Annotated in this window: 16 protein-coding genes; 11 read left to right on the forward strand and 5 right to left on the reverse strand. The window is 74.1% G+C overall.

What is annotated here, in order from left to right:
* The first annotated feature begins 34 nt into the window (after positions 1 to 34).
* Entirely contained in the window at positions 35 to 1,036 is a 1,002-nt protein-coding gene (locus EHS43_RS06220) for a GerMN domain-containing protein (RefSeq protein ID WP_185806130.1), read from the forward strand.
* Between the two features lie 89 nt (positions 1,037 to 1,125).
* Here EHS43_RS06220 and EHS43_RS06225 read toward each other — a convergent pair whose 3' ends face one another.
* The 3 genes from EHS43_RS06225 to EHS43_RS06235 all read right to left on the reverse strand — a co-directional run bounded on the left by EHS43_RS06225 (position 1,126) and on the right by EHS43_RS06235 (position 2,664).
* Complete coding sequence (locus EHS43_RS06225; RefSeq protein ID WP_125189526.1) at positions 1,126 to 1,329, reverse strand: hypothetical protein; 204 nt, start codon at positions 1,327 to 1,329, stop codon at positions 1,126 to 1,128.
* A gap of 107 nt (positions 1,330 to 1,436) precedes the next feature.
* On the reverse strand, positions 1,437 to 2,342 hold the full coding sequence (locus tag EHS43_RS06230) for a universal stress protein (protein WP_125189527.1): 906 nt from the start codon (positions 2,340 to 2,342) through the stop codon (positions 1,437 to 1,439).
* Positions 2,343 to 2,451: 109 nt separating this feature from the next.
* Positions 2,452 to 2,664 (reverse strand): hypothetical protein, encoded by a 213-nt coding sequence (locus tag EHS43_RS06235; RefSeq protein ID WP_125189528.1) that lies wholly within the window; start codon positions 2,662 to 2,664, stop codon positions 2,452 to 2,454.
* A gap of 211 nt (positions 2,665 to 2,875) precedes the next feature.
* Here EHS43_RS06235 and EHS43_RS06240 point away from each other — a divergent pair, with 211 nt between their 5' ends.
* From EHS43_RS06240 to EHS43_RS06250, 3 genes are all read left to right on the forward strand, one after another.
* Positions 2,876 to 3,340, forward strand: a complete 465-nt coding sequence (locus EHS43_RS06240) for a cyclic nucleotide-binding domain-containing protein (RefSeq protein ID WP_125189529.1) — start codon at positions 2,876 to 2,878, stop codon at positions 3,338 to 3,340.
* Between the two features lie 44 nt (positions 3,341 to 3,384).
* Positions 3,385 to 4,044 carry a CBS domain-containing protein gene (locus EHS43_RS06245; protein ID WP_125189530.1) on the forward strand — a complete coding sequence of 220 codons (660 nt, stop codon included), beginning with the start codon at positions 3,385 to 3,387 and terminating at the stop codon, positions 4,042 to 4,044.
* A 170-nt stretch (positions 4,045 to 4,214) separates the two neighbouring features.
* Entirely contained in the window at positions 4,215 to 4,916 is a 702-nt protein-coding gene (locus EHS43_RS06250; protein WP_125189531.1) for a response regulator transcription factor, read from the forward strand.
* A 70-nt stretch (positions 4,917 to 4,986) separates the two neighbouring features.
* On the opposite strand, the gene EHS43_RS06255 is transcribed toward EHS43_RS06250, so the two are convergent.
* Together EHS43_RS06255 and EHS43_RS06260 are read right to left on the reverse strand one after the other, a co-directional pair.
* Positions 4,987 to 5,781 carry a universal stress protein gene (locus EHS43_RS06255; protein WP_125189532.1) on the reverse strand — a complete coding sequence of 265 codons (795 nt, stop codon included), beginning with the start codon at positions 5,779 to 5,781 and terminating at the stop codon, positions 4,987 to 4,989.
* Positions 5,782 to 5,908: 127 nt separating this feature from the next.
* Complete coding sequence (locus EHS43_RS06260) at positions 5,909 to 6,784, reverse strand: universal stress protein (RefSeq protein WP_125189533.1); 876 nt, start codon at positions 6,782 to 6,784, stop codon at positions 5,909 to 5,911.
* A 208-nt stretch (positions 6,785 to 6,992) separates the two neighbouring features.
* Between EHS43_RS06260 and EHS43_RS06265 the strand changes: the two genes are divergently transcribed.
* The 7 genes from EHS43_RS06265 to EHS43_RS06295 form a co-directional block, all read left to right on the forward strand.
* Positions 6,993 to 7,217, forward strand: a complete 225-nt coding sequence (locus tag EHS43_RS06265) for a hypothetical protein (protein ID WP_125189534.1) — start codon at positions 6,993 to 6,995, stop codon at positions 7,215 to 7,217.
* Between the two features lie 24 nt (positions 7,218 to 7,241).
* Positions 7,242 to 7,751 (forward strand): flavodoxin domain-containing protein, encoded by a 510-nt coding sequence (locus EHS43_RS06270; RefSeq protein ID WP_125189535.1) that lies wholly within the window; start codon positions 7,242 to 7,244, stop codon positions 7,749 to 7,751.
* A 347-nt stretch (positions 7,752 to 8,098) separates the two neighbouring features.
* Positions 8,099 to 8,689: a hypothetical protein gene (locus EHS43_RS06275; protein WP_125189536.1), complete on the forward strand. Its 591-nt coding sequence runs from the start codon at positions 8,099 to 8,101 to the stop codon at positions 8,687 to 8,689.
* 194 nt (positions 8,690 to 8,883) lie between these two features.
* Entirely contained in the window at positions 8,884 to 9,351 is a 468-nt protein-coding gene (locus EHS43_RS06280; protein WP_260470404.1) for a hypothetical protein, read from the forward strand.
* Positions 9,352 to 9,808: 457 nt separating this feature from the next.
* Positions 9,809 to 10,522, forward strand: coding sequence for a response regulator transcription factor (locus EHS43_RS06285; protein WP_312023411.1), 714 nt, complete (start codon positions 9,809 to 9,811; stop codon positions 10,520 to 10,522).
* Complete coding sequence (locus EHS43_RS06290; RefSeq protein ID WP_125189537.1) at positions 10,519 to 11,865, forward strand: HAMP domain-containing sensor histidine kinase; 1,347 nt, start codon at positions 10,519 to 10,521, stop codon at positions 11,863 to 11,865. The genes EHS43_RS06285 and EHS43_RS06290 overlap by 4 nt, the downstream gene beginning before the upstream one ends.
* Before the next feature lie 160 nt (positions 11,866 to 12,025).
* The coding region (locus EHS43_RS06295) for a hypothetical protein (RefSeq protein ID WP_185806131.1) at positions 12,026 to 12,378 on the forward strand (353 nt) is incomplete at its 3' end.

The following is a 12,378-nucleotide window of genomic DNA, read 5'->3' on the forward strand; positions in this document are numbered from 1 at the left end:
AAGCGGTTCGCTGGAAGTGTCGGAGGAGGTTGCCATGCACAGCCGGACACACCCCGTGGCCCACACCCGCCGTCACCGCAACGCCCTGCTCACCTCGGCGCTGGCGCTCCCGGCCCTCGCACTCGCCGCGTGCGGCACGAACACCGCGCCCGGCACACCGGCCGACACCGGCCACCCGTCCGGCTCGTCCGCCGGCCCAGGGTCGGGCGGCACCTCGGGTGCACCCGTCACCCCCGTCCCTTCGGCAACGAGGCCTTCGACCCCGGCTCCCTCGACCGCGCCTTCGACACCCGGGGCGACCGGATCCGGCGGCACGGCGGCCAGGACGATCAGCACGTCCGTCTACTTCCTGCACGGCGAGAAGGTCTCGCCCGCTCCTCGCACCGTGACCGCGCCCGCCACCGCCGCCGCGGCCGTCCGGGCTCTGCTCGCCGGCCCCACCGGATACGAGGGCCGTCACGACCGCACCACAGCTGTCCCCTCCGGGACGCGGCTGCGCTCACTGGTGATCCGGAACCATGTCGCCACCGTCGATCTCTCCGGGCGGTACGACGACGGAGGCGGCAGCCTGTCCATGCGCGCGCGGCTCGCCCAGGTCGTGTTCACCGCGACCCGCTTCCCCTCCGTGCACAAGGTCGCCTTCGAACTGGACGGCAAGCCCGTCACCTCCTTCGGAGGCGAGGGGATCGTGCTGAACGGCCCCGTCGGCCGGGCCGACTTCGAGGATCTGTCCCCGGCCGTCCTGGTCGAGTCGCCGCTGATCGGCGGCACGGTCCGCAGCCCCGTGCGGGTCTGGGGCAGCGCCGACACCTTCGAGGCCGAGTTCCGGCTGAAGGTCACCGACACCACGGGGCGCACGGCCGCCGACGTCCTGGTCAGGGCGACGTCGGGCACCGGCACCCGCGGCACCTTCGACGTGACGTTCCCCTACAAGGCCGCCCGTTCCGGAGCGGGCCTGCTCACGGCGTACTTCGTGTCGCCCGCGGACGGCCGCCGCGTGACCGTCGACACCGTGCCGCTGACCGTGAACCGCTGACACCGGCCGACGACACGAGAACCCCGGCGCAACCGGTGCGCCGGGGTCGTCCATGTCCTCAGCTGAGGTCTACGGGTCCTCCCCCTGCCCTACGCCTTGGCGGCGGGAGGGTGGTGCCCGCGGCCCAGCCGCCGGGCGAGCAGCACCAGCGCGACGACGGCGGGGATCACGAGCGGGACCAGGGGCAGACCCACCACCGAGGCGGTCAGGCCGATGCAGAAGAGCGCCAGGATCGCGGCGACGAGGTACAGGACCGTCTCGGCCGTGATCGCGGGGATCCGACGGATGTTCATGTCGTGCCTCCCTGCCGGGGGTTGTGGTGCGGGGCGGGTCGGTGACCCGCCCGACGCTCGTACGGCCCGTGTCTCCACGGTCCCGACCCGGCCGGCCGCCACGGAGGTCAGGTGTGGGAGATCACCGCGACGGGGGCGACGGCGTGGTGCAGGACCGCGTGGGTGACGGGGCCGATGTGGGCGCCGAGCGCGCCGCGGCGGACGCGACGCCCGACGACGACCAGGGACGCCTCACGCGAGGCGTCGACCACGTGGTTGGCTCCGCTTCCGGGCCTGGAGTCCTCGACGACCTCGACGTCCGGGTGCTTCTGTCGCCAGGGCCGCAGGGCCGCGGACAGGGCGGCGGACTGCTGCCGCACGATCTCGTCGTGGTACTCCGGGTCTACGGACAGGCCGTAGGTGTAGTAGGGCGGCAGGTTCCAGCCATGGACGACGCGCAGGGCAGTGGAGCGCCGGGCAGCCGCGTCGAACGCGAACTCGATCAGCGAGTCGTCCGGACCGGCGGGGTCGAGGCCGAGCACGACGGGCCGGTAGGGGGTGGCGGCCGACGGGATGCCGGCCGGGTCCGTCCGGTGCTCGTCCGCGGCCTGCTCACCGGCCCGGACCAGGACCACCGGGCGTCCGGCATGCGCCACGACGGCGAGGCCGACGGAGCCGATCATGAACCCGCCGACGCCGCTGAGCCCGCGCGTGCCGAGGGCGAGCAGCTCGGCGTCCTCCGCCGCCTTGACGAGGGCGTCGGCGGACCCGCCGCTCAACTGCTGCATGGTGATCTCGACGCCGGGATGGCGCAGGCGCAGGCCCTCGACGGCCTCGCGGGGAATGCGTTCGCTCCAGTGCTGCTGGGTCTCGGCACCGAGCAGCGGGGCCTGGGCCATGGGATCGGGCACGGGCTCCCACACGTGGACGACCTTCAACGGCAGGCCACGCAGTTTCGCTTCGCGCGCCGCCCACTCCACCGCAGCGCGGCTCTCGGACGAGCCGTCCAGCCCGGCGACAACAGTGCGCACCATGGTTCCGCCTCCTGATTTCGGATGTGCCTCCAGAGTCGTCCCCTCAGGGCAGGTCTCACAGGGGCCGCAGGTCCCCGACCGGGGCCGACCGACCCCACCGCGTCGGGCTTCAGTGCCGCACCGGCGTGCGCACGACGGGCCGCTCGGGGAGAGGCGTCGCCTTCGGTGCACCGGGATCCGTCGGCCGCCGTGCGGCGCGGCGCCGTTGCCGACGCAGATACAGCGCGTCGAGCGCCGCGCTGAGCGCGAAGGTGACGATCACGGCTGCCACCAGGAGGGCGGCGAACTGCCGCCAGAACTCCGCGGTCAGGCTCGTACCCATGGTGTCCCACCCCTTTCCACCCTGGTTTCCACTGCGCCGGACTTGCTCTCTCACCACCATCGAACCGCGGTCCGAGGGGTGGCACAGGGTGCCACAGGGGTGCACCGGACCGCCGGACGGCCTGCTCCTGGGGCCAGGTGGCCCCTGGTCCGCGCAGGACCGCCCGCACACACTGGGGGTGGTGGTTCCGTACGCCGGCAGGAGGCACGACATGAACGCTCCCGCACCCACGAGCATGCCGCGGGCCCTGCCCGCCGAGCACCGGCAGAGGCTGATGGGGCTCGCCCGCGAAGTGGCGTTCCCCGAGGGCGCCCGGCTCTTCGAGGAGGGCAGCCGCGCCGACCGGTTCTGGATCATCCGCACCGGCACGGTCGACCTCGACATGCGGGTGCCCGGTCGCCGCCCCGCCGTCATCGAGTCCCTCGGGCACAACGAACTCGTCGGCTGGTCCTGGCTGTTCCCTCCGCACACCTGGCACCTGGGCGCCGAGGCGGCATCGCCCCTGCGGACGTTCGAGTTCGACGCCAGGGCGGTTCGGGAGCTCTGCCAGGAGGACCCCGAGTTCGGCCTGTCCATCACCCGCTGGGTGGGTGAGGTCGTCGCCCACCGGCTGCAGTCGGCCCGCACCCGGCTGCTGGACCTGTACGGCCCCTACGGCAGCGGGAGCCGCTGGTGAACGCGGCCGGCTGTCCGGAGTGAGGAAGCGATCAAGGAGGCGCTGTGCACGCATCCCCGCACATCGTGAGTGACGTGATGACCCGCTCCGTCGCCGCCGTCGGCCGTGGGGCCGCCTTCAAGGACATCGTCCGGACCCTGCAGGAGCGCAAGGTCAGCGCGCTGCCCGTCGTGGACGGCGGCAACAAGGTCGTGGGAGTCGTCTCCGAGGCGGATCTGCTGCCCAAGGAGGAGTTCCGCGACAGCGACCCCGACCGGTACACACAGCTGCGGCGGCTCTCCGACCTGGCCAAGGCCGGATCGGTCACCGCCGGTGAGCTGATGACGTCCCCCGCCCTCACCATCCAGGCGGACACCACGCTCGCGTCGGCCGCGCGCAAGATGGCCCGGTCACGGGTCAAGCGGCTGCCCGTCGTCGACGCGGCGGGGCACCTGGAGGGCATCGTCAGCCGGGCGGACCTGTTGAAGGTGTTCCTGCGGGACGACGAGGACGTGGCCGAGGAGGTGCGGCGCGAGGTCGTCGCGTACCTCTTCCCACCGCCGGCGTCGGCGGTGCTGGTCGAGGTCCGGGACGGTGTCGTGACGCTCAGCGGCCGGGTCCGTGACACCTCGCTCGTGCCCGTGGCGGCCCGCCTGGTACGGGCAATCGAGGGTGTGGTGGACGTGGGGTTCGCCCTGGACGGCCCGGACCGGACCGCGGTCTGAATCCCGCGGGGCCCACGTGACGGGCTTGCTCCCCTGATGCATCCTGCGAGTACCGCGGGCGTGTGCGGGACCGTTCGGCCCTGGTACGACCGCCCCCGGCGAGTGACGATCGTCCTGACGCGCGGGCCCGCGCGTCTGTGTGCCACATCTCCGGGGAACAAGGGGTCGACATGACTGAGGCACGCGCGTTCACGGCACAGGATCCGATCCGCGTCTTCCTGCTCGACGACCACGAGGTCGTCCGCCGGGGCATCGCCGACCTGCTGGAGGCCGAACCGGACATCTCGGTCGTCGGTGACGCCGAGAACGTGGAGCACGCGCTCGTGCGGGCGCCGGCGGTGCGGCCGGACGTGGCCGTCCTGGACGTACGGCTGCCGGACGGGGACGGCATCTCCGTCTGCCGTGAGCTGCGCAGCCGTATGCCGGAGCTGGCCGTGCTGATGCTGACCTCGTTCGACGACGAGGACGCGCTGCTCGACGCCATCATGGCCGGGGCCTCGGGCTATGTGCTCAAGCAGATCCGGGGTTCGGACCTGGTCTCGGCGGTGCGCACGGTCGCCTCGGGCCAGTCCATGCTCGACCCGGAGACGACGGCCCGGCTGATGCGGTCCCTGCGCACCGAGCCGGCCGAGCCGCCCGCGGAGGCGCCCGAGCTCGCGGGCCTGTCCCCGCGCGAGCGCGAGATCCTCGGGCTGATCGGGGACGGTCTGACCAACCGCGAGATCGGCAAGCGGCTCTACCTGTCGGAGAAGACCGTCAAGAACCACATCTCCCGGCTGCTGTCCAAGCTGGGTGTCCAGCGGCGCGTCCAGGCCGCGGTGCTCGCCACCCATCTGGAGCAGCCCGAGCCGGGGGACCGTCCCGCGCGATGACGCACGGCTGACACGGGCCCGGCGGGGTTTCCCGCCGGGCCCGTGTCAGCGGTCGCAGCGCCAGGGGATCTCATGCCCTCCCGGACGGCACGAGGGCCACGGAGCAGTGTGCGTGGCGCAGGACTGCCCGGCCGTCCCGGGCCGACAGCACGGCGGTCGTGGCGTTTCGACGCCGCACGCCCACCACGACGAGCTGTGCGCCCGCGCCGGCCTCGGCGAGGGCCCGGCGACGGCGGCGGACCGGCCGAGAGCGCACGGTGACGTCCGGGTACCTGGCACGCAGTCCCGCCAGGGAGCCGGCGTCCGGGCCGCGGTCGTGATGCCGCAGGACCACCAGATCCACGCCGCGCTCGGCGGCCTCGGCGAAGGCGAACTCGGCCGCCTCCGAAGCCGCCGCCGACCCGTCCACCAGGACGACGGGGCCGGTGCGGTTCTGCCTGCCGCGCACGACCAGCACCGGGCAGGACCCGTGGGCACCCAGGTGCCCGGCTACCGAGGCGTGCGGCAGGCGGCGCAGACCGCGCACCCGTCGGGTGCCGACCACGGCCAGCGACGCGGCACGTGCCTCGGACGCCAGCACCGACGCCGCCTCGCCCACCAGGACCTCACGGGTGATGACGAGTTCGGGCGCCACCTTGCGGGCCCGCCACTCGGCGTCGGTCAACGCCTCGTTCACCCGGCTCCGCTGCCCCGCGCCGTCCGGATCCCAGGGCGCCACACCGGGCGGCACCGGCCCCGAGGACCACGCCAGGGCGTGCGCCAACTCCAGTCCCACCCCTCGCCGTTCGGCCTCGCGGGCCGCGGACTCCACAGCCGCCAGACCCGACGGCGAGCCGTCCACCCCCACCACGACCGGACCGTTCATCGCAGCCCTCCCGTTCCAGAGGTCCCAGCCTCCGTCCGCGGCTGCCCTGCCGCACTGGGCCGTACGGGCCCCACGGCCGAACCGACCGGCCCTCCCGGCCGGACCGGGAGGGGAGGACCGCACGGGGTCACGCCTGCCGCGGTACTACCGCGACCGGGCAGTCGGAGTGGTGCAGCAGTGTGTGGGCCACCCGGCCGAGTTGCAGGCCGACGTGACCGGTACGGCGCCGTGCTCCGACGATCACCAGGTCCGCCGCGGCCGACCGGGTCAAAAGCACCTTTCGCGCGGGTCCCTCGACCGTGCTGCGGCGCACCCGCACCCCGGGGTGGTCCGCGACCGCCTCCTCCAGCAGGGAGTCGAGCAGCTCGGAGGCCCGCTCCTCGTGGCGGTGCGCCGGATCCGCGGCCAGCCCGGGATGGTCGGCGCTTTCATGCGCGGGGCAGCGCCAGGCACGTACGACGTCCAGGGTGCACCCGCGCGCCTCGGCCTCCCGGAAGGCGAACCGCACCGCCTCACCGCTGGTCTCCGGCTCGCCCGCACCGAGCACGATCCGTTCGTGCGTGGACCCGAGCCCGGCCTTGTCGCCCCGGACGACGATCACGGGCCCGTCGGCTCGGGCCGCCACCGCCAGTCCGACGGAGCCGAGGAGCAGGCCCGTCAGCTCACCATGGCCGCGTGAACCCGTCACCAGTGCGGACGCATCGCGGCCTGCCCGCAGCAGCGCGGCCGCCGCCTCCTCGGGGACCACTTCGGCGGTGACCTTCGCATCGGGGTTGCGCCGGCGGGCGCGCTCCACCGCGGAAGCGACGACGTGCTCCGCCATCACCCGCTCAGAGGGGCGTTCGAGGCTGTCGGACGGAACGGTCCCTTCGTAGCGTTCCCACTTCGAGGCGTACACCAGCCGCAACGGCAGACCGTGCCGTGCCGCCTCGTCCACGGCCCAGTCGACCGCCGCGAGGCTCCCGTCCGATCCGTCGACGCCCACGACCAGGGGCAGCTCCATCTTCCCCACCGCCTTTCGTCGGTCCGCAGGGAATGCGGCACGGAACTCCACGTTCACCGTGGCACCCCCGGCCGGGAAGCGGCAGGGGTGGTTCGGCGCCCGACGGGGCCGTTCGGCCCCTACCACTCGGCCCGGCCTCCTGCCCGCTCAGCCTCTGGGCCGCCCGCCCGCACGCCGGGACGCTGGGAGGGAGTGAAGGAGGGCAGCCATGGTTCCGCTCGTCCTGGTCGGTGCGGCCGTTCTCGGTGCGTGCCTGGTGTTCGGCTACAGCTCGTTCGTCGTCGGCTTTGCCCTGATGTGCGTGGGCGTGATCGGCCTGATCATGTTCCTGTCCACGCCCGGAATGGTCCGTCGGCCCGGTGAGCGGGAGACGGTCATCGAGGAGCGGCACTACATCGGGGACCAGGAGGAGCACCGGCGCTACCGGACGTGAGACGAGGAAGGCCGAGGTGACGTCATGGACGTACTGGTCGGATACGCGACCGCACAGGGCTCGACCCGCGGTGTCGCCGAACGCCTGGCCGCCGGGCTGGCCGAGCGGGGGCTGACGGCCGAGGCGCGGCCCCTGGAGAGCGTCGACGACGCGGACGCGTACAAGGCGTTCGTCCTCGGCAGCGCCGTGCACGGCCAGATGTGGCTGGAGCCCGCCCGGGACTTCGTGCGCGAGAACCTCGACGTGCTGGGCCCCCGCCCCGTGTGGATCTTCAGTGTGGGGATGCCGGCCGCCCTGCGCGGGCCGTGGCGGCGCCTGGCCCCGAAGGAGGTCCCCGTGATCGAGGACCGCTTGCCCGACGGTCTGCGCTTCCGCGAGCACCGGCTGTTCTCGGGCGTCGTCACCAGAGCCCAGCTGCCGCGCACCGGGCGCCTCATGTTCCGGCTTGTCGGCGGCCGCTTCGGGGACTACCGCGACTGGGCCGCGATCGACGCGTGGGCGTCCGAGATCGCCGGCGCACTGGCTCGCCGCTGAACGCGGCCGGTATCGACGGGCGGCAGGCCCGGCGCGTTCCGACGGCGCGTTCCGCCCGGAGGACGTCCCGGACCCGTCGGCGATCCCGCGGCGGCCCGCGGCGGGCCGTGGCGCACCCGCATCTCGCCCAGCGGGCCGCCGACAATCCGGCCGGCACCCCCTGACCCCACCGCACCACCCTGCGGCCCCGCCGCGTGGCGAGTCCACGTGGCCCGATCCGGGCAGGGAGCCGCCGAGGGCAGGCCGACCGGCCCCGGCTGCCACCCGGTCGGCCCCTGTCCCGCCACGCCGGCCAGGGCCACCTTCGGAGAGTGGCTAGGACAGGGAGGGACGAGGAGGGCGGACGGATGCGTGGCAGCGGCAGAACCACGAAGCGACTGTGGCGGTGGCGGTGGCGGAGCAATCCGCTGCGACGGCACGAGGACATCCTCGAAGCCTGGGTCGTCCTGGCGATGTGGGCGGTCCTCGTGGTGGGAGGCGCTGTCGCCGGCCTGGTGACGGCCCACGCGGCCGCCGAGGAGTTCGCCCACCAGCGCGCCGAGCGGCATTCCGTCCGGGCCGTCCTGCTCAGCGCCGCCCCACAGGCCGTGCCCGCGATCAGGGGAGCCGGGAACCGGGTCCTGGCCAAGGTCCGCTGGACGGCCCCGGACGGCACCGGCCGCAGCGGATACACCCGGGTGCACTCCGGACTGCAGCCCGGGGCCCGGCTGACGGTCTGGCAGGACGACCGGGGGAACCTCACCACCGAGCCGACCGGTCCCGTCAAGGGGGCCGCCGAGGCTGTCCTCTTCGGCCTGGCCGCGGTCGCCGGCGTCGCCGGCGTCACGTTCGGCGCCGGTGCGGCCGTGAGGGTGCGACTCGACCAGCGGCGCCTCGCCCAGTGGGGCAGGGAGTGGGAGCTGGTCGGCCCGCAGTGGGGTGGCCGCAAGGCTGGGTGACCCCGATCACCGGCAGGACGCCTCCCCCTCCGGGCAAGAGCACGGCACCGCGCCGGACGCCATGGACGCGGGCCGAACAGCCCCCGGAGGCACACCACTTGGCCCTCCCGGCCGCGTTCCGCCCGCGGTGCACTGGACGTGAGGAAAACGGGCGTCGTCCGGGAAACAGTCGCCCGGGGAAACAGGAGAGCGACATGACCAGGTCCCCCACCTTCCGCCACATCACGCCGGGCGCCACGGTGCCACCTCCCCGGCCGCACACGACGGCCGCGGCCTCCCTCGCCGCCGGCACGGCCACGCGTGCGGGCACCCCGCTGTCCGCCGTCGACCACGTCGCCGACTTCTACGGCGCGTACACCGACGCGCTGACCGACCGGGGCCGTGGGCAGCTCGTCGACGCCCTGCGCCGCCACTACCTCACGCCCGAGCTGCGCCGCAGCCTGGCCCGCTGGGAAGCGACGCACCACCGGGACGGGGTGCTGCGCGCCGCGGGCGTTCCGGCCGCCTGGCAGGTCGACCACCACGACAGCGGTACCGGGCACTGCTGGAGCCGGGTCACCCTCACCTGGGAGGACGCCGGGGACCAGCCGCACCAGACCCACCTCGTGGTCCAGTCCGACCTCGGGACGCGACGCATTTCCGGTATCCGGGCGGATCGGTAGCCGGGGTGCCCTGAAACAGCGCACGACGGGCCGACCTGAGCGCCGGTGCCGCGTCCGTGCGTACCCGGCAGTCAGTAGCGAAGGAGACGTCCCGAGGGCGTCCGCAGATCGGGGGGCTCCGGCTGCCGCGCCGGGCGAGGGCGCCTGGTCACCTGCGTCCGCTCCATGATCGCCACCTCCTGGGCCGCCGTACGGGCCGCCATTCCTGTGCGATCCGCTGCGTTCACGCCATCCTGCCCGGCAGTCCGCGACCCGACGACGGGGCGACAGACCCTCATGCGGGGCACCTCGGCCCAAGCCACCGAGCCGAACGTCCCCAGTCGCCCGGGGCGGCGCGGCGGTCGTACCGCTCAGAGCGGCGCTGACGGGTGGGTCGAACGGCCCTGCCGTCGGGCTCCCGGGGCGGCGCAGACTGGATCCTGTGCGGACCCGGTGGACCGCACCGTCCAGGAGGCGGATGGCAGCCATGAACGGACAGTCCCGAGGGGCCTCGCAGGAGACACGCGTGCTGGTCGTGGAGGACGACCGGGGCATCGCGGAGTCCCTGGAACGCGGTCTGCGGCAGGCGGGATACGCGGTCGAGGGCGCCCGCACCGGCCGTGCCGCGCTGGCGGCCGCCTCCTGTGACGTCGTCCTCCTCGATCTGGGGCTGCCCGACATCGACGGGGTCGAGGTGTGCCGGCGGCTTCGCGCCCGGTCGGACGCCGCGATCATCGCCGTGACGGCCCGGGGCGAGGAGGCGGACCGGGTGGTCGCGCTGGACGAGGGCGCCGACGACTACCTGGTCAAGCCGTTCGGGCTGGCCGAGCTCCTGGCCCGGATGCGCGCTGTGCTGCGCCGCCGGCGTCCGGCCGGACCGGAGATCCTGCGCCACGGGCCGCTGGCGGTCGATCTGCGCACCCGGCAGGTCGCCATGGACGGCAGCCCGGTCGCGCTGACACCGAAGGAGTTCTGCATCCTGGAGTGCCTGGCAGCCGATCCCGGGCGGGTGGTGAGCCGCCAGGAGATCCTGGAACGGGCCTGGGACGCCCACTGGTACGGCCCCACGAAGGTGCTGGACGTGCACGTCGCGGCGCTGCGCCGGAAGCTCGGCGCGCCGGGACTGATCGAGACGGTGTACGGGCACGGGTTCCGGCTCGGGGCGGTCGAGGGGCTCCGGGAGCCGCCGTGACCCGCCGGATCACCCTGACGCTCCTCGCGCTGACCACGGTTCTGCTGGTGCTGGCGGTCGTACCGCTCGGGGTGCTGATGACGGCTCGGGAACGCGTGGCCTTCCGCGACGACCAGCAGGCGACCACCCGGGCGATCGCCGCGGCGGCCGAGGAACACCTCTCCGATCACCGGCCGGCCACCGCCATGCGTCAGGAGCTGCACGCCGCGGCCGAGGCGGGGGACTGCGCCGCCGTCTACGACACGTCCGCGCGGCTGGTGGCGAGCACACGGTGCACCGCCGCCCAGGGCGAGGAGGCGCGCGAACTGGTGGGCCGGGTGCTGGCCGGGCACGAGCCGGTACCGCCGGAGAGCGAGGGCCGTCTGCTCGCCGCGGAACCCGCCGGTGATGTGCGGCAGCCCGCCGGTGCCGTCGTGCTCGCTCGTTCCGCCGCGCCCCTGAACGCCCGCATCGCCGGGATCTGGGGCTGGTCCGCCGGGATCGGCCTGCTGGGGCTCGCCGCGTCCGTGCTGCTGTCCGTACGCCTGGCCCGCTGGGTCAGCCGCCCCCTGTCGACCCTGGACGTGGCGGCCCAGCGGCTGGGCGAAGGGGTCCTCGGAGAGCGGGCGGCCGTCGACGGCGGGCCACCGGAGGTGCGCCGCCTCGCCGCCACGTTCAACACCATGGCGGCCCGTACGGAGGCCCTGGTGCACGGCCACCGGGCCGTCATCGCCGATGTGTCGCACCAGTTGCGCACCCCCCTGGCCGCCCTGCGGCTGCGGCTCGACGTCCTGGCCGCCGGGGCCGAGGGCGACACCGCGGAGGAACTCGCCGCCGCTCAGGGGGAGATCGCCCGGCTGTCCCGGCTGGTCGACGGGTTGCTCGCGGTGGCACGCGCCGAACAGGCGACCCCTCGTCCGGTCGCCGTCCGGATCGACGAGGTGGTGGCGGAGCGCGTGGAGGCGTGGTCGCCCGTGGCCGAGGAGCGCAACGTGCGGCTGACCACGCCGTCGGGCCCCGCCCTGACCGCTTCGCTGGGCGGCGGGCACCTGGAGCAGATCCTCGACAACCTGATCGCCAACGCCCTTGACGCCGTTCCCGACGGCGGGAGCGTGACGGTCGGCGTGCGGGCGGCGGGCTCCTTCGCCAGGGTCCGGGTGCGGGACGACGGTCCCGGCATGGACGCCGACGCCAAGGCGGTCGCGTTCCACCGGTTCGGCAATCCGCAGGCCAGGGGCACCGGCCTGGGGCTGGCCATCGTCCACCGGCTCGTCACCGTCAACGGCGGCACCGTGGACCTGGAGGACACCCCGGGGGGCGGGCTGACGGTCGTCCTGGATCTGCCGCTGTGGTCGCGAGGTTGACGCGGGCACCACGGGCCGTACGCGACGGGGGCCTGCCGGGTGCGGGCCGAGATCTTTACCGGTTCTGAAGAAGAGGTGAGCAGGTTCCCGGGTGCCGGCGGCACAGCCTGGAGATGAACGCAGCCGATTCGGGGCCGTCGATCCTTCAGGAGCCGCTGCCATGACCTTTACGCCTCACGACTTCGACCAGGGCGCCTCGTCCGGTGATGCGGTGCGCGCACGCGATCGCGGTGTGACGCGGGTCCGCAGCCTCACCCGGTGGATCGCTGCCGCCGCCCTCGCCGGCACCGCCGCCCTCGGAGCCGTCTACACCCATCTGCTGCCGGGCAGTTCGACACCCTCCACCCCGGCGGGGCCGGTCGTGCACAACCCGGCGTCCTCCTCCCCCACCTCCGCCGACGCGACCACCGGAGACGACTCCGGCCACCACGCAGGCGACGACGAAGGCGACGACGAAGGCGACGGCGGCGAGGACGAAGGGGCGGCGCGCACGACGCAGCCTGCCCTCCAGGC

The organism is Streptomyces sp. RP5T (assembly GCF_003933965.1).
Taxonomy (GTDB): Bacteria; Actinomycetota; Actinomycetes; order Streptomycetales; family Streptomycetaceae; genus Streptomyces.

Bases quoted from the DNA above. Each gene is read 5' to 3' on its own strand.
- EHS43_RS06220 (WP_185806130.1), top strand. From the start codon at position 35: ATGCACAGCCGGACACACCCCGTGGCCCACACCCGCCGTCACCGCAAC.
- EHS43_RS06225 (WP_125189526.1), bottom strand. From the start codon at position 1,329: ATGAACATCCGTCGGATCCCCGCGATCACGGCCGAGACGGTCCTGTAC.
- EHS43_RS06230 (WP_125189527.1), bottom strand. From the start codon at position 2,342: ATGGTGCGCACTGTTGTCGCCGGGCTGGACGGCTCGTCCGAGAGCCGC.
- EHS43_RS06235 (WP_125189528.1), bottom strand. From the start codon at position 2,664: ATGGGTACGAGCCTGACCGCGGAGTTCTGGCGGCAGTTCGCCGCCCTC.
- EHS43_RS06240 (WP_125189529.1), top strand. From the start codon at position 2,876: ATGAACGCTCCCGCACCCACGAGCATGCCGCGGGCCCTGCCCGCCGAG.
- EHS43_RS06250 (WP_125189531.1), top strand. From the start codon at position 4,215: ATGACTGAGGCACGCGCGTTCACGGCACAGGATCCGATCCGCGTCTTC.
- EHS43_RS06255 (WP_125189532.1), bottom strand. From the start codon at position 5,781: ATGAACGGTCCGGTCGTGGTGGGGGTGGACGGCTCGCCGTCGGGTCTG.
- EHS43_RS06260 (WP_125189533.1), bottom strand. From the start codon at position 6,784: ATGGAGCTGCCCCTGGTCGTGGGCGTCGACGGATCGGACGGGAGCCTC.
- EHS43_RS06265 (WP_125189534.1), top strand. From the start codon at position 6,993: ATGGTTCCGCTCGTCCTGGTCGGTGCGGCCGTTCTCGGTGCGTGCCTG.
- EHS43_RS06270 (WP_125189535.1), top strand. From the start codon at position 7,242: ATGGACGTACTGGTCGGATACGCGACCGCACAGGGCTCGACCCGCGGT.
- EHS43_RS06275 (WP_125189536.1), top strand. From the start codon at position 8,099: ATGCGTGGCAGCGGCAGAACCACGAAGCGACTGTGGCGGTGGCGGTGG.
- EHS43_RS06280 (WP_260470404.1), top strand. From the start codon at position 8,884: ATGACCAGGTCCCCCACCTTCCGCCACATCACGCCGGGCGCCACGGTG.
- EHS43_RS06285 (WP_312023411.1), top strand. From the start codon at position 9,809: ATGGCAGCCATGAACGGACAGTCCCGAGGGGCCTCGCAGGAGACACGC.